Below are 20,742 nucleotides of genomic sequence, written 5' to 3'. Positions count from 1 at the left end.
TAGCCCGCCAAGGATCAACCGGAGGAAGACGCAGTGCACAAAAATAACGTGAGTATTAACAAGTACTTATACAAAAAATGATTGCCAATTTATGCGAGGACAGGGACAGGTGGCGACGGCAGGCAACAAGCCTGCTAATGGACTCGCAAAACCGAATTTTTTTAGAGTTGGCCCTGAGACTTTGGCAGGCTCAAATGTACTTATCGGGCAGTTACGTAGAGCAGCAAAGGATTCATTAACAGATGACCTTGGAGAACCGCCTTGATTACCTTGATTTCGCTAAAGGGATATCCATTGCCTTGGTCGTTGTGTTTCACACGACTATGGCAATGGACCGCCAGAATATGGCAGATGCGCATTACTGGCTGCTCAATAACTTCATGTCGCCGATCCGGATGCCAATGTTCTTCTTTATCTCGGGATTCTTGATGAAGAAATTAGCCCGAAGCGCAAGTTCTGACGCTTTCTATAGGAAAGTAGCGGGGCTTATTTACCTATTCGTGCTGTGGTCCGTCATTCACCTGCTGTGGGAAACTGTGTCGCCGCTAACGTCGGTACCGGCAGTCAGCAAGTGGGTCGTATTCCTTTACAAACCCAGTAGCGTTCTATGGTTCATCTGGGCGCTCGCGATCTATTTTTGCATCGCCCGCGCCGGAGAGACGGTGCGCAGGGACGCAATTTTCGTTGTGGCGCTGATGCTATCACTAGCAACATATATGGGGCTAATCGAGTTCGCCAATTATGCCCACAACAACTTTCTAAAGTTCCTGCCCATGTTCCTGTTCGGTGCATGGTATGCAAAACCGCTGATCAACTCTGACACCCTGCGCTCCCCGGCGACGTTCCCGCTGTCATTGCTGGCCTTCAGCATGGCCTTCGCAGTCATCTACAAAGGCAGCTTTGCCCCGCCAGTGGTGGGGACGATGGCCTTCTTGATGGCATTTCTGGGCATTATCGTCGGACTGGCAATGTCAATTTTCTTGTGCAGCTTTGACCTTACCCGACGCGTTCCTGTGTATCTGGGGCGGAACACATTTGGCATCTATGTTGCTCACTCGCCAATCGTAGCCGTGCTTGCTGCACTTCTGGCAAATGCTACCCAGGGAGAAATGGCTATCTCAATGCTGGGCGTGCCTCTTATAACTGTCGCCGCCATCTTGCTGTCTTTAGGGTTGAAGATCGTCGTCGAAAGGGTGGGCGGGTGGTGGCTCTACCACTTCCCACTTGCCTTCACTAGGAACCGCGCCCTTTCCGCATCGTGATTTTGCGAATGGCAACGCCCCGCCAGCCAGCGCCGCTGACCTAGGTCGGTGCCTTCGCTTGCAACGAACGCTCTCTATGATCCGCTCGGCTTTAACTTAGACGGAGGAGGGATAAGATCCAATAAGTCTTACTGCGTGTGAGATTTCAGAGCCATTTTTTGGTTATTTGAACCCATCGGCTATGTTGGGGGATTATTGGCGGCAAGATAGCAAAGAACTCTTTTTTACGCCCATCCTTCCGCCCTGCAATCTCTTGGATGATCTCCGCCCGGCCGCGTGCGCACGCTCGCGAAGTTGTCCCCTCGCCGCGCGTCACAGTCCCTTCATAAAGGCATTCGCAGGTCATTTGCCAAAAGTCGGGAAACCGCACAAGGTCATTATAACCACGGTCGCCCGGCAACTAGTCAACTTGGCTAACGCCCTGTGTAAAGGCCGTTAGAAATGGACGCCTTCGATCACATAAGGGATACAGTTGCTAATCTCTCTTGGCGTTTACATTTGTATGGTCTTAAGATAGTGAGCCGCAAAATTTAAAGGTAATGTGTCGATGAGAATTGTAGGCGTGGATGCCGCGCGCAGTTTTGCGATCACTATGGCGATGGCTTCACATGTCTGGGCTGAAACTGGCCTTGGTGGATACCCCTCACAAGATCTGTCGCTGGTTTTGAGCTTAGTGTTCCAAATCGCGACGCCCACTTTCATCCTGCTTTTCGGCACGATGCTAGAGTTCGTCTATCGCCCGCGATGGGCCGATCCCGCATCACGTCCGGGAGTTGCCACAAGGCTGGTATCGCGGGCTCTGCAGTGTTGGATTCTGTACGCAATCAGCATTTTTGCGCTGTTTTTGATCGATGACGGCTACTCGCTGCCATTTTCCATCGGCACCGTGCTCTTCATGGGCAACTCGCCCTATACCGAGATCTTGAAATTCTACGCAGTCGTTTTGGCAATGGCGCCATTATTGTTGTGGGCCCGCAATAGATGGGGACTGTTGCCCTTGGTTGCGGCATCGTTGCTGTGGCAGGTGGCGTGGCTTTGGTTAAGCACGCTACCGGACGCACAGAATGATCTGGGTCTGCCGCTGCATGCCGCTCGCGTTGTCAAATTCGTCACCGGGTTTGGCGACTTACCGCTGGCAGGACCGTCGATCATGCACGGTTTGACCTTGGTTGTAATGGGACTGTGTTTGGGCGCTTTCCTGACCGGCGGCGGCGCACGCAAGGACCTGGGACGATGTGTGTCTGGCTTGCTAGCCGCATCGACGCTTGTGGCTGGGCTCGGTTTCCTGGTCATGCCGCAGGATATTTTTACCGCGATGGGAAACATGAGCCTCAGAATGGTCAGCCACCCATTCTATTTTGCCATAGGCGCAGTGATGGCGGTTTGGCTGACAGCGTTCTGCATCTGGCTGGGCGACATCCTGAAAGTGGGCAGCAAGGCAGGCTGGGATCGCATGACTTTCTTCGGACGCACAAGCATGTTCACCTTCGCATGGGGCAATATACTGCTTTATATGGTCAAACCCGAGCCGCAGACTTTAGGCTCGACTATGCTCTGGGCTATACTGCTTCTAGCCACCATTTGTGCCATGAGCTTCTTCTTCGACCGTGCCGTGCGCAGGTCTGAAGTCGTTGGTTCTGGAATGAAGAAGGTTAAGCGTATCACCGACAGAATGGCACAATGGCTGGTGCAAAGCCTAGACCGCCGGATGGCATCGTAGAATACGCAATGTTATCTCACTTGGGTGAGATACGTACAGAGGTGGTCGCAGGAATTCGGACCGGTCGCTAAGCTCTGGCGATTGACGAAGGACTGATCTGCATGACGAAACGGAAGCGCTATTCGGCGGATTTCAAGGCAAAGGTGGCTCTTGAAGCCATTCGCGAGGAGCTGACGACAGCTGAACTGGCCAAGAAGTATGACATTCACCCCACCATGATCACGGGCTGGAAGAGAACCGCAATCGAGAACATGGGCTTGGCCTTTGGCAGTGGTGCGCCCGCCGCGCTGCAGATTTCTGCGGGTGAGGTCGAAAAGCTGCATGCCAAGATCGGCCAGTTGATTGTGGAACGCGATTTTTTGTCCGCAGCCTCCAGTCTCATTCTCGGCACTGGAGGCAAAAAGCGGTGAAGCAGGATCACCCCCGATCTCAGCGTCCGGCGGCAGTGCAGCCTGTTGTCACTGGCGCGCTCTGGTCTTTATTACCAGCCGCGCGGTGAAAGCGCTGAGAACCTGAATTTCATGACCATCATCGACCGGCAGTTCCTCGAGACGCCGTGATATGGCTCGCGGCAAATGGCTCGCCACATGCACCGGGAGGGGCATCGGTGCGGGCGCCATCGGGTTCGTCGGCTGATGAAACTCATGCGACTTGTGCCGATTGACCTGCCCCCCGCGAAATCCCTCACCGTAATGTAGAGTCTGCGCCAACTCTTAGGGAGCAGACACATGAGAAAGAGCCGTTTCACCGAGGCGCAGATCATCGGGATGATCAAGGAACAGGAAGCCGGCATGCCGACGGCAGAGGTGTGCCGTAGGCATGGCCTCAGCCCTGCAACGTTCTACAAGTTCAAGTCCCAGTATGGCGGGATGGAGGTGTCCGAGGCGGCCAGATTGAAATCGCTCGAAGACGAGAACGCCAAACTCAAGCGCCTGCTGGCCGATACCATGCTGGACAACGTCGTCCTAAAAGACCTGCTGGGAAAGAGCTGACGACATTGATCAAGCGGCGAGACGCGGCGCTTCGGGTGATACGGGATCATGATATCTCGCAGCGCCGAGCCTGCAGGCTGGTCGGTGTCGATCCAAAGACAGTCCGGCGAGAACGCCCGCCGGACAGTGTCGAGATCCGCAAGGAGATGCAGGAGATCGCCGGAAAGCGACGTCGGTTCGGTTATCGCCGGATCGGCGTGCTTCTAGAACGCAAGGGCATGATCATGAACCACAAGAAGCTCTACAGGATCTACCGCGAGGAAGGGCTGTCCGTGCAAAAACGACGCGGTCGCAAGCGAGCGCGTGGCACAAGAATCCCGATGCCATCGGCTGCGGGCGTCAACGCGCGCTGGTCGTTGGACTTTGTCTCCGACAGCTTCGGTGCCTCGCGGAAGTTCCGGATCCTCGCCGTGATCGACGACTGCACGCGTGAATGCCTGTGCCTTGTCGCGGACACCAGCCTGTCCGGCGCACGGGTCGTCCGGGAACTCAGTGCCCTGATCCGGCTCTACGGCAAGCCAGGCTGCATTGTCAGCGATAATGGAACCGAGTTCACCAGTCGGGCGATCCTGAAATGGGCCGACGAGAACGAGGTGTCGTGGCATTACATCGATCCGGGTAAGCCACAGCAGAACGCCTTCGTTGAAAGCTTCAACGGTAGCCTCAGGGATGAACTGCTGAACGAGGAAATCTTCGACAGCCTGGATGACGCGCGGCGCAAGCTGGCCCTGTGGCGCTACGACTATAACACGGTCAGGCCGCACTCGTCCTTGGGTAACCAGACGCCGCAGCAAGCGCGCCGTGCGCTTGAGCATTTTGAGGGCTCCGCGCCCGGCGCACTTGCGCCAGGAAGAGCAACCGAATACCCAGATCCAACCTGCAGACTCTCGTTATGAATGAGGGACCAGCAGGGGGCAGGTCACGATCTATCAGGAGTCGAAGACCTGTATTGACCCATCTGAATCTGCTCAGGTTAAGCGGCTAATCTGAATGCCTCGGCCGGCGTGCGCATGGCAAGAGCCTGATGAGGGCAGCGGTTGTTGTAGAAGCTAATCCAATCACCGATGATGCGGGTCGGCGCTTTGCGCTACGCGCGCGCGAACCCCCTAAACTGTTTGTTTCGGCCCGTAGTCCAGTCCAATCACTTCGGCCAAAAGCACGATATGCAAATTCTGCAGTGCCTCTACTTGCCGCTGCCAAACAAGGCTGGGCTTTTACGACAAACGCTGTCCAACACATTCATTGTCTGGAACTGTTGACCCTCGCAGAACGGTTCAGCCATGGAGCCTATCAACCAAACCTTGTTTACGCCTCCCAGCACCGCCAGCGCTTAAGGCCTGCCCCTTTTAGGACGTTTGCGTGGCGTTCCATGGCTGACTTCGCGGGTTCAGGGTAGCCAGACCGAACAGCAGGTCGGTGATCAAAAGCATGCCCTGCCGGACGCAGCTGATCGTCCGGAACGACCAAAGATTTGGTCGCACCGTGGTGGGAATGTGCAGAACCGATCGGGCTGATAGGGTGCTGTGCTATCTTGAGCGGCAGCTATGTTTCGACGGGACTGTGATCAATGTGTTCAGGAGTGGCATCCCAATTGCGCCATTATCCAAGTACAGCTGGAAAATATTTTATATGTGCATACATTTAAAAATAAAAATTAGCACCAACGAATGTAACCGTTTGACATCTTACTTAATAATTCGGCAGATACGTGGTTAATGCGGGTTGGTACCATGCATGGTTTATTGTAAATACATTATACATAACAAACCAGAATTAAGCGCCCCTGCATATCGAAGCTCGATGGTGATTTGGGGGTATCCCCCTATCGCGCCACGCTTATGCTAACCGCCTGACAAGGCTAGGGGATCTTTTAATGGTAACTGTCAATACAAGCCAAGTTTATGCTTTTAACGGCGATCTTGCGAACCTTCTGGGACTAAGCGTTGCCCCCAACTTTACAAGGGCGAACGCAGTCATCTAGGACAGCAACGGCGTATTGAATACGGGTGATACGACGACGATCTCGATCAATGGCGGAGCGACACAAAGTTTCAACTTTGTCTCGGCAGGTACTGTTTCTTCGGTTCTCGGCCTGGCTGGCACTGAAAACATCGCGGTCTTCACCGTTCCTTCAAATCCTGGAGTAACCTATCTCTTTGCCCCGAACGGCCTTCCAACATTTTTGGGAGCGACCGTGGCCTACAGCTATAACCTGAACCAGACCTCGTTCGCACTTCCAGCGTCCACCGCCGGCGTCGTGGATGGTACGGCTGGCAACGATACGATCGTGGTCGGAGGTTATATCGATCCCGAGGGTGACCGGGCGACCACTGGTGCCGACATCATTGATGGAAAAGCGGGAGACGATTTCATCAATGGCGGCGCTGGCAATGACAGCATCATCGGGGGAACCGGCAACGATACCCTGCTTGGGGGAGCCGGCAACGACACGCTTCTGGGCGGCGATGGCAACGACTCGCTGGATGGTGGCGATGGCGATGACACCCTCCAGGGCGGGGCTGGCAACGACACGCTGTTCGGCGGTGCGGGGACTAACACAGTCTTCGGCGGCGAAGGCGACGATTTCTGGCTCGGCGGTAGCGGCACCGCAGGGACCGCAGGCGTTGACAATGTTCAACTGGAAGGCGGCAACGACACTGCCGAGCTTGGGTACTTTCCATCTGGTGGACCTATCGACACCATCGACGGTGGTACCGGCATTGACACGATTGCGTTCGATTCGGCCGCATTGAATAATTTCAACATTGGTATCACACTCAACGACACCGGCGCTGCGACGCCTATCGGCGGCTGGCAGACAAACTTCCTCAACTTCGAGAACGTCCGCGGCAACGCCGGCACCAACGCCATCACCGGCAACTCTCAGGCCAACCTTCTGCAAGGTCTGGGCGGCAACGACACCATTTCGGGCGGTGCAGGCAACGATACCATTGAAGGTGGCACCGGTGCCGACGTGCTGAACGGTGGGGCAGACATCGACACGCTGTCCTATGCGGGATCGGCCGCAGGCGTGACCGTCAACCTTGGAACCAACTTTGCATCCGGCGGTGACGCCCAAGGCGACACGATCAGCAACTTCGAAAACCTGACCGGCTCGGCCCAGGCCGACACCCTGACCGGCAGCGCAGGTGCCAACGTCATCTCGGGTGGCGCGGGCAACGATACGATCAATGGCGGTGCGGGTGCGGATACGCTGGACGGCGGTGCGGGCACGGATACGCTGTCCTATGCGGAATTGGCCACAGGCGTGACTGTCAATCTTGGAACCAACACTGCATCTGGCGGTGATGCCCAAGGCGACACCATCAGCAACTTCGAAAACCTGACCGGCTCGGCCCAGGCCGACACCCTGACCGGCAGCGCAGGTGCCAACGTCATCTCGGGTGGCGCGGGCGACGATACGATCAATGGCGGTGCGGGTGCGGACACGCTGGATGGCGGCGTGGGCACGGATACGCTGTCCTATGCCGGATCCACCGCAGGCGTGACTGTCAATATTGGAACCAACACTGCATCTGGCGGTGATGCCCAAGGCGACACGATCAGCAATTTCGAGAACCTGACCGGTTCGGCGCAGAACGACGCGCTGACCGGCAACGCAGGCGCCAACGTCATCTCGGGTGGCGCCGGCAACGACACCCTTGACGGTGGCGCCGGGACCGACAGCCTTATAGGCGGTATCGGCGACGACCTGATCACTGGCGGGACCGGAGCGGATCGCTTCGTCTACTCGGTGGGGGATGGCCTCGATACCATCACGGATTTCAACCAGAATGGTGAAACCCTGGGCGACGGCAATAACGCCGACAACGACTTCCTTGATATGTCCCAGTATTACGACACTCTGGGCCAGATGCGTGCCGACATTCTGGACGACGGGATCCTGAACCAGTCGAACAGCACGGTTAATGGCGGAAGTGTCGATTACAGCGACAACCTGACATTCGGGGCCGATGCCGGCATCGCGCTGAACGGTATAGATGCCAGCAACGTCAATTTGCTGCTGTCCGCCGAAACCACCGGCGTGGTCTGCTTTGCACGCGGGTCGCTGATCGACACGCCCTCGGGTCAGGTTGCCATCGAAGACCTGCAGGCGGGCGATCTGGTCAGGACCATGGACCGCGGCTTCCAGGAACTGCGTTGGATCGGCAGCCGCCAGCTGGACGCGATCGACCTGCGGCAGCACCCCAGGCTGCTTCCCATCCGCATCAAGGCAGGCGCCTTGGGCGAAGGTCTGCCGGAGAAGGACCTGATCGTCTCGCCGCAGCACCGCATGCTGGTCCGGTCGGCCATCGCCAAACGGATGTTCGGCACACATGAGGTCCTGATCCCAGCCAACAAGCTGCTGATCCTTGATGGCATCGATATCGATGAAGCAGCAACTTCGGTCGAATACTTCCACATGCTTTTCGACCAGCATGAAATCGTCTTCGCAAACGGTTCGGCGGCCGAAAGCCTGTTCACCGGTGCCGAAGCGATCCGTTCGCTGACCGAGGAGGCCAAGCGTGAGGTCTTCACCCTGTTCCCGGAACTGCAGGACCCCGAGTTCGTCGCGGAACCCGCACGTCTGATCCCGCAAAAGGGCAAGGTGATGAAGAAGCTTGCACAGCGGCACCAGCAGAACGGCGCCCCCATCTTCGGGTAGCGCAGCAATCGCACGCGGGCTATCGTCACGATGGCCCGCGTGCGACATTGCCTGAAGGCCTGACCGACAGCGCTGCTTTGCGAGAGTGAAATGACCAGCACAAATCCCCATACGCAGTTGCCCCGCACGGCCTATTGACGAACATCCGTCGTCCGTGCGGCCGGCTTGGGCGGAATGATCGATGGGATCTGGACGGACAAGCTCGACATTGACCCGCAGGACGCGGTCCTGACCGCGGGGTCCTGTTTTGCCCAGCATATCAGCGCGGCGCTGGATCGCGCCGGGTTTAACTGGCTCAAGTCCGAGCGGAGGCCTTTTGGGCTGGATGACGAAACGGCGCGCGCGTTCGGCTATGACATCTTTTCGTTCCGGACAGGCAACATCTATACCACGCAGATGCTGAAACAATGGCTGCAATGGGCATTGGAAGGCGCCGTTCCGAACGATGAGATCTGGCACACCGACGGGACCATCATCGACCCTGTGCGACCCGCAATCCAGCCTGACGGCTTTGACGACAAGGGTGAATTCGACGACAGCCGACAGGCGACACTGAACGCGATCCGTAATGGCGTAGAGGAAGCATCGGTCTTCGTCTTCACCCTCGGCCTGACCGAGATGTGGTTCAACAAAGAGACCGGACTTTGCTATGCGTCCTGCCCGGGCACGCTTGGGGGTGACTTCGACCCGGACGTGCACGGTTTCCACGATCTTGATCACATTACGGACCCTGACGATACCGTCCACGCCAATGAACTTTGGGGATCGAAGGTGCTGGACCGGATTGCCGAGCATATCGGTTCAGAGAAGCTGTCGATGGTTCAGCCGGACTAAGCTTTCAAGCATGTCTGCATCGTTCTGTAGCCGACAATCGGAGGCCTTCCGATGTTCAAGCTGCATGTCGATGATGGCTTCGGGTGACTAAGCTGCCGTCGTGTCGTCAGTATGGCGACCAGCCTGTGTTCCGGAAGTATGGCCCCTGTCCTTGGCCCGATGTCCATAGCAGATAGCTGCGATGATGATCCCCGTCGCGATGCTGAACTGGTAAAAATATACCACCTCGATCCACATCAGCATGCACAACCGCACCATGAACAGGGCAAAGAAGACTGATGCCGCCGAGGGGCTGCGAATTGCCCAGCCAAGACATGCCCCTGCTGCCCCGAAGAAAATGAGCGTCTGCATTACGGTCATAGGAACGCCGATCTCGACGGCATTTGAGATGACGGTGTTGTGGAAGTGGAAACCTTGACGGGTCTTGATACCAAAATCAGCCCATAGTTGCTCAGCCAAAGGCTGTCCATGAACCCAGAATGCTTGAAAACCGACCCCAAAGAACGGCCTTTCGGCAATCTGTCCGAGGCCTACGGCCCAAAGATCGGTTCGTCCCGTTAGCGTGATGTCCTTGCCGGTGAGATCCAGGAACATTGCTGCGAGTTGATCCGACATGGACGACAGCAGCACTGCAATTCCTGCAAAAAGAACAATGCTTAATCCGATCACCACTAGTCGCATATGGGGTGTCATGCGTTGCAGCAGGATGATGGCGCCAAAGACCATGATGACGGCAAGGGTACTGACCAATGCCCCGCTAGATTGCCCCATGATCAGCAGCATTGTTCCCATCAGCAGCGATGCCAGCGCGGGAAGTCGCCAGCGCACCGAGAGGCGTCGGTCGACCAGTACCGCCAAGGCCACGATGATCAGCACGGAACTGGCGTCCGCCAAGGCATTCTTGCTGGCGTGAATGCCTAGATATCCCATCCCATCGCCTCGGTTGCGCCCGATCAAAAGACTGGCGAGCCCTGACATCGTGCTGGTGAGGAAAACGACTTTGACGAAGGCCAGCGGGGCCAGGCGATAACCGACGGCCACGGAAATCATCACGGTCAGGCCCAACTGGATACCATATCGCATCGTCAGCGAAGCGTAATCCGACCAGGCGAAGGACATCACGCACCAGAGCGCCACCAGCACGATCATCCATTCGCGTCGCAGGGCAGCCAGTGCCTGACCCGCGTTGGTGGCCACAAGTGCCATGCCGGCCATCAGGAACAACAACGCCCCCTTGGAGCCCAGAAGGGGAATGAAGGTCATGCCGAAGACGGCAAGGAAGGCCGCGATGGTGTCGGGGGAATAGCTGAGCGTCGGAGACTGCCCCCGGCGTGCCGCACGGCGTGTTGCTATCGACGACCGGGAATATGCGGCCCCTGCCATCAGTCTGCCTCGCAGGTGACCGAGCCTTCGAATAGGCAGGACGCGTCCAATGGCGTATAGGCCACCCAATCGACCTGATATGCCAGCGGACCGTCCTGCGGCGCCGGGCGGCCCATCCAGTCGGTCAGTGTCGCGGTGCTCCAGAACGACATGTACAGCTTTTGCGGATGATTAGGCAGGGTGCTGTCAGGGTCCGTGCGGTGAACCTCTTGCCCGTCCAGATACCAGGTGATGCCCTCGGGGGCCCACCGGAAGCCGACGGTGCGGAAAGCATCCTCGAAGGACGGATCGGCCGCCACCTTGCCGCCATTATGGGGCTTGCCCGCGACATAGGTGTTCATGGTCATCGTGCCGGGATCGCGGGTCAGGATCTCGATGTCGATCTCATCATGCGGAGAACCATGGACGGGTCCCGCATAGGTAAAGACCGAGGCGTTCATTCCGGATTGCCGGGGCGTACGGATGCGTGCCTCGAAGGTGCCGTATTGCATGAAGGCCTTGGTCTGCACCTCGCCGCACAGCGCCGGGGCGGCGCGGTCCGCAGGGGCGGGAATGTGGAACAGGCTAAGCATGCCGCCACGCACCTGCACCGCCCTGCCGGACCATTCGCAATCCTGCCAGTCGCCGTTCGACCACCCGTCCGAGACGTACCAGCGGTCCTTGTCCAGTCCTTGCGAAAAATCCTCGTAAAAGCCCTTGGCATCGGGATGGGGTTCTGCAGCCGAAGCGGCTGGAACCTGCGCCGCGCAAGCGACGGCAACTGCAAGGATCAGAAGGGGTGACTGGCGCATGTACAAAGCCTCATGGCCGCGCCGGTTGCCGCGCGGGCGTGCCCGGCTTATGGAAGCCGCAAGCATATGGGTCAAGGGAAAGGCAGTCACATGTCGGGCACTCCGTCGGGTCAGAACGTCTTGACCCCCAGCCTGTCACCCCCGGTGGTTTCGGTGGTGATGGCCAATTTCCGTGGCGCGGAACATCTAGCCGCCGCGATGGCCAGCGTTCTGGCCCAAAGCGAGCGGCGGTTGGAGCTGATCCTGGCCGATGATGCCTCGGGCGACGACAGCGTGGCCATCGCCCGCCGGATCGCCGCGACCGATGATCGGGTGCGGGTCATCGCCTCGTCGCGGAACGCAGGACCGGCGGCAACGCGCAACCTGGCGCTGGATGCGGCACGCGGCGACTGGATCGCGGTCGTGGACAGCGACGACCTGATCCACCCCGAACGGCTGGAGCGTCTGATTGCAGCCGCCCAAGCGGCAGATGCCGATCTGGTCGCCGATGATCTGGTCTATTTCGGCGCAGTGGCAGAACCACAGGGCCGGACCCTGCTGCAATCGCTGGCGCTGGCCGCGCCGATGATGCTGGGTGCGGCATCCTATCTGCGCAGCAATGACGGCAATTCATCCTTGCCCTCTTACGGATATCTCAAACCGGTGATCCGCCGCAGCGTCCTTGCCGATCTGCGGTATGACGTCGGACTGCGGATCGGCGAGGATCACGACCTGGTCCTGCGCATGCTGATCGGCGGGGCGCGCCTTCTGGTGCTGCCCGACCCGCTTTACGCCTATCGCCGGCATGAGGGGTCGATCTCGCACCGCCTGTCCATCGCCACGGTCGAGGCGATGCTGGAGGCGCATCGCGCCCTGCCCCCGATGACCGACCCCGACATGCAGGCCGCCGCCAAGGCCGTGGATCGTCATCTGCGTCTGGCGCTGCGCTATGAACGGCTGGTGGCCGATATCAAGGCGGGCCACTGGAAGGGCGCCCTGCCCCGCCTGGTCGATCCGGCCATGATTGCGCGTCTGGTCGAAAGCCTGCGCGACCGTCGGCGTCGCACTGCCGAAACGCCTGCTGCATCCGCGACCCCGGCCGACCCGCTGCCGCACATGCCACAGGCAGGCGAAAGCTGGTCGCGGCCTCCGGCGACGGGGGCCGCAAGGGTCGCGGCCATGGCCACGCGGGGGGACGACCTGCCCGAGGGCGCCCCGTCATGGGCCGAATGGCTGTTCAAGGCGACGCGCGGGGTTTCTTCAGCCTGAGGCCTTGTCCGACTGTCGTTCCAACGTCGCCCTGACCTTCAACGACAGCGCGGCGCGCAAGGCCTCGATGGCAAGGACATGGGGGCGGCCACGCGCCAGCATCCGTAGCATCTGCCGTCGCCGGGGGGCCTCGACCTCGCGCTGCCAGGGCTGGAACACCAGATCGCGCAGGATGGCCGGGTCTGTCGGCAGGCCGGGCAGCAAAGGTGTTGACCAGTCGGCAAGAGCGTTGCCCGGATTGCAGGCCCGTGCCAGCGCGATGCCAAGCGACAGGGTCTGCCCCTGCCCGCTTCGGGCGGCCACCTTTGCCAGTTGCGCCCGATCCGCAGGGCCAAGACGCGCCAGCCAATGCGTCAGATCGGCGGCGGCCCACCCACAAGGTTCATGCGCCAGCAATGCCTTGGCCAGCGTCACCGTCATCAGCAGGCAGCCGTCCACGGGCGACAGGACAGGGATCGCCGCCCCGTCATGGGTCACGGTGGCTGCGCGGTCCAGAACATCCTCGGCGCCGCGCCAATCGGGCAGTCCCGCTTGTTGCAGGCGGTGGTGCAAGTCGATTACCGCGCCGTCGGCTTCGCGCCTGAAATGCTGTTCCCCCAGGAACGAGACCCACCACAGCATCTGATCCTGCTCCATGGGTGCGAACCCCAGCTGCTGCAGGACGGCCCCTGCAGCCTTGCGATCGCGCGGCGCCACATAGAGATCGATGTCCCCTGACGGCCTGCGGAACGGATCGTCATGGACGACCATCTGCTGGAACGGACCTTTCAGCACGACATGGCGCAGCCCGGCCTGCGTCAGGGCCGCCGTCACCTCGACCGTGACATCGATCGCCTGGCGGTTCATCCGGGCCGTGTGCATGCGCACCTGCAGCAGCCGTGGTGACAGCTCTTTGCAGTCGGGCGGCAGCAGGGTCGGAGCAATGGGCAGCCAGCCCAGCATCTTGTTCAGACGGGCGATGTCGAACAGACGGTCGGGATCGGGCGCGCGGTCAGCCTGTCCATCAGTCGTAGGCCCAGGCAGGCTGGCGGCGATCAGCACGCCGATCTCGGGCCCCGAGTCCCCGCGGACCCCTGCGATCATCTCAGGGCTGAACCCCATATTGCCCCCTTCTGCGCTCCGGCCTGTTACCCCTGCGCGATGCCTGTCCCCTCAGGGGGCGCCGCGTTTCTCGTACCATGTCCTACAGAAGCGGACGAAATGGCGCGAGGGGTGCTTGGGTTCGATCTCTTCGTTGGTGCACCAGCGGCGCCATTCGATCTCCAGATAGCGCACGTCCCAGCCCGGTGCGGCGGCGCGGGCTTCCTCATGGGCATCAGCGTCCAGAAAAGCTTCGAAAACCTCGGGGATGGGGGCCGATCCGCGGTTGCGGAACACCACCTTGGTGTCGTCGGGCGAAAAGCGGATCGAATAATCGGGCATATGGGCATGGGCCTCATCCTCGCGGATGACATTGGCCACAAGGCGCCTGAATTCGAAATTGGTCGAGGATGACCCGCATTTCTTCTGTAACAGGTCCAGCCCGATCGCCCATTCGCGCTGGTTGCCGCAATGCTTGCGCGCCAGTTCGTAAAGACGCCGCTCCAGCGGTCGGCGCAGGCGGAAATAATCGCGGCTGATCGTCAGCACCTCATGGGCGCGGATAGCGTTGAAGACCCAGTCCGAAAGCTTGATCTCGATTTCCTGCATCCGGCCTTCGCGGGTCTGGCGCACGATGCGGGCGCTTTCGATCAGCCCGAAGGTCTCGAAAACCTCCTTGCCGCCGGTGTTGATGTTGGTCGAGATCCGCGTGCCCGCCAGCCGCTCCATCGCAGCCTTCAACAGGTCGTACCCCCGGCCGGTCGTCATGCGGTTGGTGGCACGCAGCAGATCGGAAGCCTGAAAACGCACCATCTGACTGACCTCGCGTCCGTCGTTCAGGGCGCGGATCAGCTGGCTGATGCAGAAGATCAGGATGTCACGGTCGTGGACCGTGGCGATCCCGTCGCTGGAGGGCTTGATGTTAACCGTCAGCCCGTTGTGTTCGTAATGTCGTGGTCGCAGGTCCGGCTTGGTCGAGAGCGAGAAGATCGGGTGTTCCATCGACCCGACGTCCGCTTTGGGTGCCGCGTTGATGATATCGCAGACGAAGAAGTCGCGTTGCGGATGACGATCGGGAAGAAGCGGACTGCTCATCGAATCTCACGATGTTAACGACACTTCACCCATAACGACATTTCACCCATAAAACAAGGTTAACGACACTTCACCCATAAACCGCCCAGAAACGACACTTCACCCATAACGAATCACCACTTCACCCATGAAGAAACGACACTTCACCCATAAGGTGTCGAGGCAAGTATCTGTTATAAAATAGAAAAAAGGGCATATTTTTGCCCTTAACACCTATTTAACACCTATTTAACACCCATGCTCTGTGGATAACTCGAAGCGATCCGGCATGACCGGGCCTAGAGAAAGCTCCAAAAACATGCTGAGGAAAAGATAGGTGTAGGTCTGAAACGTCAGTTCTGCTCGATCAGCAGGCGCCCGATACGGGAGGCAGGTGCGGGCATTCGGGCAGCCAACTTGTCGGCCAGGATGCCCCGCGCAATCGGCAGAAGGGTTGCAGGACGACGTGAGGCGGAAACAAGCGCCCCTGCCCTGCCGATCTGCGTCTTGCGATCCAGAAAATCGCGCAACAGAAAGCGTTGACGCAATTCGGCTGCATGATGCGCCAGAGCTGCCTCAGCGTGGCTGTCCAAGCCCTTGATGGCAAGATGGGATCGCGCCGCACCGTGAAGGGCCTTCAGATCGGCGGTGCTGTGACGCGAACTGAGAGATTCCAAACGCCAACGTGCCGCATATCCCACCTGCGTCGAGACCCGGAAACGCGCGCCCTTCTGCAACATTCGGACGTAGAGGTCGTAATCCTCGCCCAAACGCAGTGCCTCGTCATAGTGCAGCGCGTTATTCTGCAGGAATGCGCGACGCATGACAGGCTTGAGGAACCCCCACTCCTGTCGGCTGCTGCCCCGGACGGAGTGATTGGCCCGCACAAAGCCGGCCAGATCGATGTCGATGACAGCAGGTACGATCCGCGGTGCCGTTGGCAGATCCTCCGGCGATCCGCTTTCAGCGATGAACAGGATATTGTCGGCCATCATGTCGGCATCCGGAATTGCCAGCAGGCGCGAAAAACGTCCGGGCAGCAGGAAATCATCCGCATCCAGAACCGCAACGAAATCGCCTTTGGCGACTTCAAGTGCACGGTTTCGGGCTGCAGCGGGGCCGCCGTTGACGGCGCAGGTGATGATGATCAGCCTGCCGTCCCCTCTGCCTGCAGCCTTCGCCACTGCCATGGTCTGGTCATGCGAGGCATCATCAACCACGATCACTTCCGCGGTCTCAGGCTCGGCCAAGGCCGTCCTGATCGCGTCCGCAATGGTAGCAGCTGCGTTATGGGCGGTGATGATCACCGAAACGGAGGGAGAAATGCCTGTGCTCATGGAGGTTCACGTGGCAAGCCCCCGTGAGAAAGTCCAGCCTGCTGTTTCGACATAGGCGCATTTCGGGCGTGTTTTGCTGGTTTTCGGGCAGAGTTCTTGCCAGAGAACGTGAAATATCTTGCGGATAACCGGATTAAATATAATATCCGGTTAGTTTAATTATCTGGTGAATCATGCCGACAATCGTTGTTGCCTCGCCCAAAGGGGGGGCTGGAAAATCCACTGCCGCGACCATTCTGGGAACGGAATTGGCCCACGCAGGGGCCACGGTCACCATGCTGGACTGCGACCCCAACAAATCATTGTCGCTCTGGGCCGAGCGGGCGCCTCTGCCTCCCCGGATCAAGGTCCTGTCGGATGTGGGCGAAGGAGAACTGGTTCGCACGATCAAGCGCCACGACCTTGATGGAGAGCTTGTCATCGTCGATCTGGAAGGCATCGCATCGCGGCTGGTCAGTCGGGCCATCTCTCAGGCCGACCTCGTCATCACGCCGATGCGGGCCACGACGCTTGATGCGACGGTGGGCGTGCGGGCCCTTCAGCTGATACAAGAAGAAGAAGAGGCATTGGACCGCAGGATCCCGCATGCCGTGGTCTTCACGATGACACGAGCGATCAGGTCGCGGCAACACAGCGGCATCGAAACATCGCTCCGGGACCAGGGAGTTGACTTGATCGAACCGTCGCTGATGGAGCGGACGGCGTTCTCGGCATTGTTCGAATTCGGGGGAAACCTGCGAACCATGCCTGCGCAGGGCAACATGAATGCCGCCATCGACAATGCCGAAGGGTTCGCCCGCGCGGTCTATGCCCGGCTTACAACCGAGGGCGCATGATGATGAACGACAAACCTTTCAGCATCGATCTTGGCCGTCTGCGGTCGCGTGAAAAGGATCGCAGCCCTGCCGCGGTCGAACGTGCAGATCGCGTCGGGGAAGAACTGGGCTTCATTGATCGTGAGCCTGCGAAGAAACGGGGACGCAAGCCGAGCCCCCGTACGGGGCAGGTCCACGCCAAGGTGCTGCCCCCCGTCGCCGAGGAAATCGCGAATGAGGCAAGGCGTCGTGGTGTCCAGCAAGGCGTGATCATCGAAGAAGCTTGGGATCTATACAAAAACCGGATTAAGTAGAAAATCCGGTAATTATAAAAACCCGGTGCAGTTAAGCACCGGGTTTATTGGGTAACCTGAAACTATTTCATAACGCCACTGGTGGTTTATGCCTGTGCGTTGGGTCAGACGGTCTTCGGCGACATGATGAAGCCACTCGGATAATAGGCGATGTCGCGGATCAGCATGTCACCGGAATGCCCGCGGCCGTCATCGCTGTTGTACTGCTCGGACGTATAGCTGCCGGGCGCCCTCACGGCGACGTTTGCGATGGGGTAGAGCCTCGAGCCGGGTTTTCATATCCTGATGGCGTGCATGAAGGACATGGCAGCCGACTTCGATATCATCGAAGAAGAAGGTAACCTCGGATTTCAGTGGATCCTTGTCATCGTAGACGATCGCGCAGGCCCAACTATGATAGCTCTCGTTCAACGCACCGGTTCCGGGCAGCCATTGGTTTACTTCTGCTTCACCACCGAAAGAACCTGCTCGGCTGTTGGAACCCGCATCGCCATAATGCTGGGCGAAGGTCGTCGTATGCGGCGTGTCTGCGGCCCCCCAGGAATAATTGAACTTTTCCAAAATATCGATTTCCGGGGGCCATTGGGTCTGACCGCCAGCACTGCCTTTGGTTCCGCGACCCAAAAGCCAGAAAGCCGGCCAGGAATAGCGACGGATAGGAATCTTGGCTTCCATCCGCCAGACACCCTCGACACCACAGACGTCATCCATCGTCTGGCCCTGAATGACCGATGCCTGATGACGGAACAGACGACTGTCGAATTCGGCGCGGGCATCTGTGGGGAAGGCCAGCGTGTGCAGGCGTAGTGCTCTTTCGGCACTGTCATAGGTGATCGGAGATTGTGCCTTGCCGGGGAATTTCTCCTCGCTCATGTAAAGGCCGGTTTCCTGGTTTCCATCCTGTGTGTAACCATGCGAGAGGCGTGACCGCCACGTCGGACGACCTTGAGCGTCGAACCCGGAATCCGAGAATTTGCCAGCGGCAGCATCGAATTGGTTCTTGCGCTGCGCGCCATCCAGTTTCAGCTCGCGAAGCGGGCGGTGGAACTGCGGAGGCATATCAGGGTGCTGGGCATCGTCGGCAAAGGTGATATCCACGCTGCTAAACTTCTGAGAGTCGCCCAAGCCCTTTACGCGGACCTCGACACGAAAACTGCGTCCGGCTGGATAAGTTGACTTAGTTACGATTTTGAGATAATGCGCCAGATCATCGCCCGGCGACCAGCGATACACCACATCAAGACCTTCGAAATTTCTGGTCTGATCGGTCGAATTGCCAACGTTGATGCCACCGCCTGATACGTTCACCAAGCGATTGACATAACAATAAAAACTCTCCCTGTCGGTGTGATCCGCATTAATGGGTATATAGATTTCGCGCTGACCTGCCGGGACCTGAATCTGTCGGGGAATGGTGATCGTGCTGCGATTCAGGGTTTTCCAGACCGGATCGATCACGGCCGGGGGCTGGGGTTGCTCGGGTGCGGAACCAGCACCGCCGTCCAGCTTGTCCAGCCGCGCAATGATGCCGGCAAGCTGCGTGTTGAAGCCTTCGAAGATGGGATCCAGATCGGGATCATAGGCCATATATCGTGTCTCCTGTTGCGAACCTCTGGACGGCTTCGGGTCTGAAATCGACCGTTCGGCATGACCGAGGCAAAAATGGGACGTCAGCGGCAAGACAGGTGATGCCAAGAAAGCTTGATCGTGCTGATCAAGCTTGAATGACGGTTTCAAAGGATGAGTCCGGGCTTCACGCTGTTCCTGTCCTGCGCGCCGGCAGCGATCGTCCGACATGCAAAAAATATGAAGGATTGGTTAACGCGATCTAACGGGCCGAACGTTGCCCGCAGGACGTAAATGCAACAGAAAATGCAACCGAAAGCGGAGAGCATCCGCCAATAATGCCTTACGGTTCAGCGGTTCACGCTTCCTTGTCGTCACTTTGGAAAACTGGAGCCATTCCGCGGTTTTCGCCTGCAATAAATTTGTCTATTCAAGGGCCAGGATTTCTCGGGTCGTCGCTTGCCTTTTGCAAGAACTGTTTCGAAGTCTGCCGTTGTGATTTTTTGTTGGAGATGTGTTTTTGCGTGTGACCTATCTTGCCCATGACCTTGATGATCCCTCGATCTGGCGACGGGTCAGCATGCTGCGTCAGGGCGGCGCCGAGGTTCGGGTCGCAGGCTTTCGGCGGGGGCAGGGGCCATTGCCCGAAGAAGCAACCGTCCTTGGTCATACCGCCAATGGCCGCATGATCCAGCGGGTCCGCGCCATCGCGGCCGCCTGGCCCCGTATTGCACGTATGATCCCTGTGCAGCACGGCCCCGAAGTGATCCTGGCCCGCAACCTGGAAATGCTTGCATTGGGCGCCCGCCTGGCGCGTATCAGGGGCGCTCGTCTGGTTTATGAACTGCTGGATATCCACGCCATGATGCTGGGGCAGGGGACTGCTGCCCGTGTGTTGCGCCGTGTCGAGGCAAAGCTGATGCATCGTACCAGTCTGGTAGTGCTGTCATCGCCTGCCTTCGACACCAGCTATCTGCGCCATTTCAACCAGCCTGATGTCCCAACCCTGATGGTCGAAAACAAGCCTTTTGCGCGGCCTGACATTACGCAGCAGAGGGGCGCTGCGGCTGATGGCGCTGAAAACGGCGGTCCGCTGATCATCGGCTGGTTCGGAATGCTGCGGTGCCGTTGGTCGCTTGGCGTTCTGGATCAGGTGACCCGCGCGCATCCGGGGCAATATCGGGTGATCCTGCGTGGACGTCCGGCGCTGGATGTCATGGAAGATTTCCATGACGTCGTGGATGCCAATCCTGACCTGTCCTTTATGGGCCCTTATGATTGGCCGGACGATCTGCCCGCGATTTATGGTCAGATCGATGTCGCTTGGCTGATCGACCGCTATCAGGCCGGGCAGAATTCCGACTGGCTGCTGCCGAACCGTCTGTATGAAGGCTGCCTGAATGGTGCCGTCCCCGTGGTGCTGGACGGAACCGAGGTCGCACGGCGGGTGTCGGCATGGGATTGCGGCGTCCTTGTTGCGACCCCCGGCGCCGATGCAGTTGCGGCAACCTTGTCCACGCTAAGCCCCGCCTCACTTGCCACCCGCCGCGAGGCGGTGGCCGACCTTCCCCGCGCCGTGCTCGAGATGGACAAGGCCGAATGCCGCCATCTGACGTCAGCCATCTGCGGGACAGATCCCGTGGCCGCGACATGAGGTCCG

Annotated in this window: 16 protein-coding genes and 1 pseudogene; 11 read left to right on the top strand and 6 right to left on the bottom strand. The window is 58.8% G+C overall.

The features are described 5' to 3' along the window. The first annotated feature begins 242 nt into the window (after positions 1-242). From SJY40_RS15915 to SJY40_RS15885, 7 genes and pseudogenes are all read left to right on the top strand, one after another. Entirely contained in the window at positions 243-1,262 is a 1,020-nt protein-coding gene (locus SJY40_RS15915) for an acyltransferase family protein (protein WP_378949013.1), read from the top strand. 547 nt (positions 1,263-1,809) lie between these two features. Beyond that, positions 1,810-2,982 carry an OpgC domain-containing protein gene (gene opgC, locus SJY40_RS15910; protein ID WP_378949010.1) on the top strand — a complete coding sequence of 391 codons (1,173 nt, stop codon included), beginning with the start codon at positions 1,810-1,812 and terminating at the stop codon, positions 2,980-2,982. 101 nt (positions 2,983-3,083) lie between these two features. Then, complete coding sequence (locus tag SJY40_RS15905) at positions 3,084-3,392, top strand: transposase (protein ID WP_378949007.1); 309 nt, start codon at positions 3,084-3,086, stop codon at positions 3,390-3,392. A 162-nt stretch (positions 3,393-3,554) separates the two neighbouring features. Beyond that, positions 3,555-3,680 (top strand): annotated as a pseudogene (locus SJY40_RS15900) (hypothetical protein); the annotation flags it as partial. A 30-nt stretch (positions 3,681-3,710) separates the two neighbouring features. Beyond that, positions 3,711-4,870 (top strand): IS3 family transposase gene (locus SJY40_RS15895; RefSeq protein WP_378949004.1). Its coding sequence is split into 2 segments (ribosomal slippage): positions 3,711-3,960 and positions 3,960-4,870, totalling 1,161 coding nucleotides; the frame shifts between segments, so codons are not numbered across the junction. Positions 4,871-6,168: 1,298 nt separating this feature from the next. Then, positions 6,169-8,640, top strand: coding sequence for a Hint domain-containing protein (locus tag SJY40_RS15890; protein ID WP_378949001.1), 2,472 nt, complete (start codon positions 6,169-6,171; stop codon positions 8,638-8,640). 174 nt (positions 8,641-8,814) lie between these two features. Next, entirely contained in the window at positions 8,815-9,474 is a 660-nt protein-coding gene (locus SJY40_RS15885; protein ID WP_378948998.1) for a GSCFA domain-containing protein, read from the top strand. 87 nt (positions 9,475-9,561) lie between these two features. Here the strand turns inward: SJY40_RS15885 and SJY40_RS15880 are convergent, their stop codons facing one another. Next, entirely contained in the window at positions 9,562-10,857 is a 1,296-nt protein-coding gene (locus SJY40_RS15880; protein WP_378948996.1) for an O-antigen ligase family protein, read from the bottom strand. Beyond that, complete coding sequence (locus SJY40_RS15875; RefSeq protein WP_378948993.1) at positions 10,857-11,648, bottom strand: family 16 glycosylhydrolase; 792 nt, start codon at positions 11,646-11,648, stop codon at positions 10,857-10,859. Before SJY40_RS15875 ends, SJY40_RS15880 begins: the two co-directional genes overlap by 1 nt. A gap of 90 nt (positions 11,649-11,738) precedes the next feature. On the opposite strand from SJY40_RS15875, the gene SJY40_RS15870 reads away from it, so the two are divergent. Further along, positions 11,739-12,896, top strand: a complete 1,158-nt coding sequence (locus SJY40_RS15870) for a glycosyltransferase family 2 protein (RefSeq protein WP_378948990.1) — start codon at positions 11,739-11,741, stop codon at positions 12,894-12,896. Here SJY40_RS15870 and SJY40_RS15865 read toward each other — a convergent pair. The 3 genes from SJY40_RS15865 to SJY40_RS15855 all read right to left on the bottom strand — a co-directional run bounded on the left by SJY40_RS15865 (position 12,888) and on the right by SJY40_RS15855 (position 16,387). Further along, positions 12,888-13,997, bottom strand: a complete 1,110-nt coding sequence (locus tag SJY40_RS15865; RefSeq protein ID WP_378948987.1) for a nucleotidyltransferase family protein — start codon at positions 13,995-13,997, stop codon at positions 12,888-12,890. The genes SJY40_RS15870 and SJY40_RS15865 overlap by 9 nt on opposite strands. Before the next feature lie 51 nt (positions 13,998-14,048). Then, complete coding sequence (locus tag SJY40_RS15860) at positions 14,049-15,071, bottom strand: replication initiator protein A (RefSeq protein ID WP_378948984.1); 1,023 nt, start codon at positions 15,069-15,071, stop codon at positions 14,049-14,051. A 332-nt stretch (positions 15,072-15,403) separates the two neighbouring features. After that, the gene (locus SJY40_RS15855; RefSeq protein WP_378948981.1) at positions 15,404-16,387 is read right to left on the bottom strand and encodes a glycosyltransferase family 2 protein; all 984 of its coding nucleotides are present in this window, start codon (positions 16,385-16,387) and stop codon (positions 15,404-15,406) included. 173 nt (positions 16,388-16,560) lie between these two features. Between SJY40_RS15855 and SJY40_RS15850 the strand changes: the two genes are divergently transcribed. Both SJY40_RS15850 and SJY40_RS15845 read left to right on the top strand, forming a co-directional pair. Continuing rightward, on the top strand, positions 16,561-17,223 hold the full coding sequence (locus SJY40_RS15850) for a ParA family protein (protein ID WP_378948978.1): 663 nt from the start codon (positions 16,561-16,563) through the stop codon (positions 17,221-17,223). Then, positions 17,220-17,516 (top strand): chromosome partitioning protein ParB, encoded by a 297-nt coding sequence (locus SJY40_RS15845; RefSeq protein ID WP_378948975.1) that lies wholly within the window; start codon positions 17,220-17,222, stop codon positions 17,514-17,516. Before SJY40_RS15850 ends, SJY40_RS15845 begins: the two co-directional genes overlap by 4 nt. A gap of 189 nt (positions 17,517-17,705) precedes the next feature. On the opposite strand, the gene SJY40_RS15840 is transcribed toward SJY40_RS15845, so the two are convergent. Further along, entirely contained in the window at positions 17,706-19,313 is a 1,608-nt protein-coding gene (locus SJY40_RS15840) for a hypothetical protein (protein ID WP_378948972.1), read from the bottom strand. Between the two features lie 295 nt (positions 19,314-19,608). Here SJY40_RS15840 and SJY40_RS15835 point away from each other — a divergent pair, with 295 nt between their 5' ends. Then, positions 19,609-20,736, top strand: a complete 1,128-nt coding sequence (locus SJY40_RS15835; protein WP_378948969.1) for a glycosyl transferase — start codon at positions 19,609-19,611, stop codon at positions 20,734-20,736. Positions 20,737-20,742 lie beyond the last annotated feature (6 nt).

This window comes from Paracoccus sp. R86501 (genome assembly GCF_042466435.1).
Taxonomy (GTDB): domain Bacteria; phylum Pseudomonadota; class Alphaproteobacteria; order Rhodobacterales; family Rhodobacteraceae; genus Paracoccus.
The sequence above is the reverse complement of the archived record's forward strand: the minus strand, read 5'-3'. Positions and strand labels throughout refer to the sequence as shown.

Excerpts from the sequence above, each read along its gene's own strand:
- SJY40_RS15915 (WP_378949013.1), top strand. The coding sequence starts at position 243 with ATGACCTTGGAGAACCGCCTTGATTACCTTGATTTCGCTAAAGGGATA.
- opgC (WP_378949010.1), top strand. The coding sequence starts at position 1,810 with ATGAGAATTGTAGGCGTGGATGCCGCGCGCAGTTTTGCGATCACTATG.
- SJY40_RS15905 (WP_378949007.1), top strand. The coding sequence starts at position 3,084 with ATGACGAAACGGAAGCGCTATTCGGCGGATTTCAAGGCAAAGGTGGCT.
- SJY40_RS15885 (WP_378948998.1), top strand. The coding sequence starts at position 8,815 with ATGATCGATGGGATCTGGACGGACAAGCTCGACATTGACCCGCAGGAC.
- SJY40_RS15880 (WP_378948996.1), bottom strand. The coding sequence starts at position 10,857 with ATGGCAGGGGCCGCATATTCCCGGTCGTCGATAGCAACACGCCGTGCG.
- SJY40_RS15875 (WP_378948993.1), bottom strand. The coding sequence starts at position 11,648 with ATGCGCCAGTCACCCCTTCTGATCCTTGCAGTTGCCGTCGCTTGCGCG.
- SJY40_RS15870 (WP_378948990.1), top strand. The coding sequence starts at position 11,739 with ATGTCGGGCACTCCGTCGGGTCAGAACGTCTTGACCCCCAGCCTGTCA.
- SJY40_RS15865 (WP_378948987.1), bottom strand. The coding sequence starts at position 13,997 with ATGGGGTTCAGCCCTGAGATGATCGCAGGGGTCCGCGGGGACTCGGGG.
- SJY40_RS15860 (WP_378948984.1), bottom strand. The coding sequence starts at position 15,071 with ATGAGCAGTCCGCTTCTTCCCGATCGTCATCCGCAACGCGACTTCTTC.
- SJY40_RS15855 (WP_378948981.1), bottom strand. The coding sequence starts at position 16,387 with ATGAGCACAGGCATTTCTCCCTCCGTTTCGGTGATCATCACCGCCCAT.
- SJY40_RS15850 (WP_378948978.1), top strand. The coding sequence starts at position 16,561 with ATGCCGACAATCGTTGTTGCCTCGCCCAAAGGGGGGGCTGGAAAATCC.
- SJY40_RS15845 (WP_378948975.1), top strand. The coding sequence starts at position 17,220 with ATGATGATGAACGACAAACCTTTCAGCATCGATCTTGGCCGTCTGCGG.
- SJY40_RS15840 (WP_378948972.1), bottom strand. The coding sequence starts at position 19,313 with ATGTCGGACGATCGCTGCCGGCGCGCAGGACAGGAACAGCGTGAAGCC.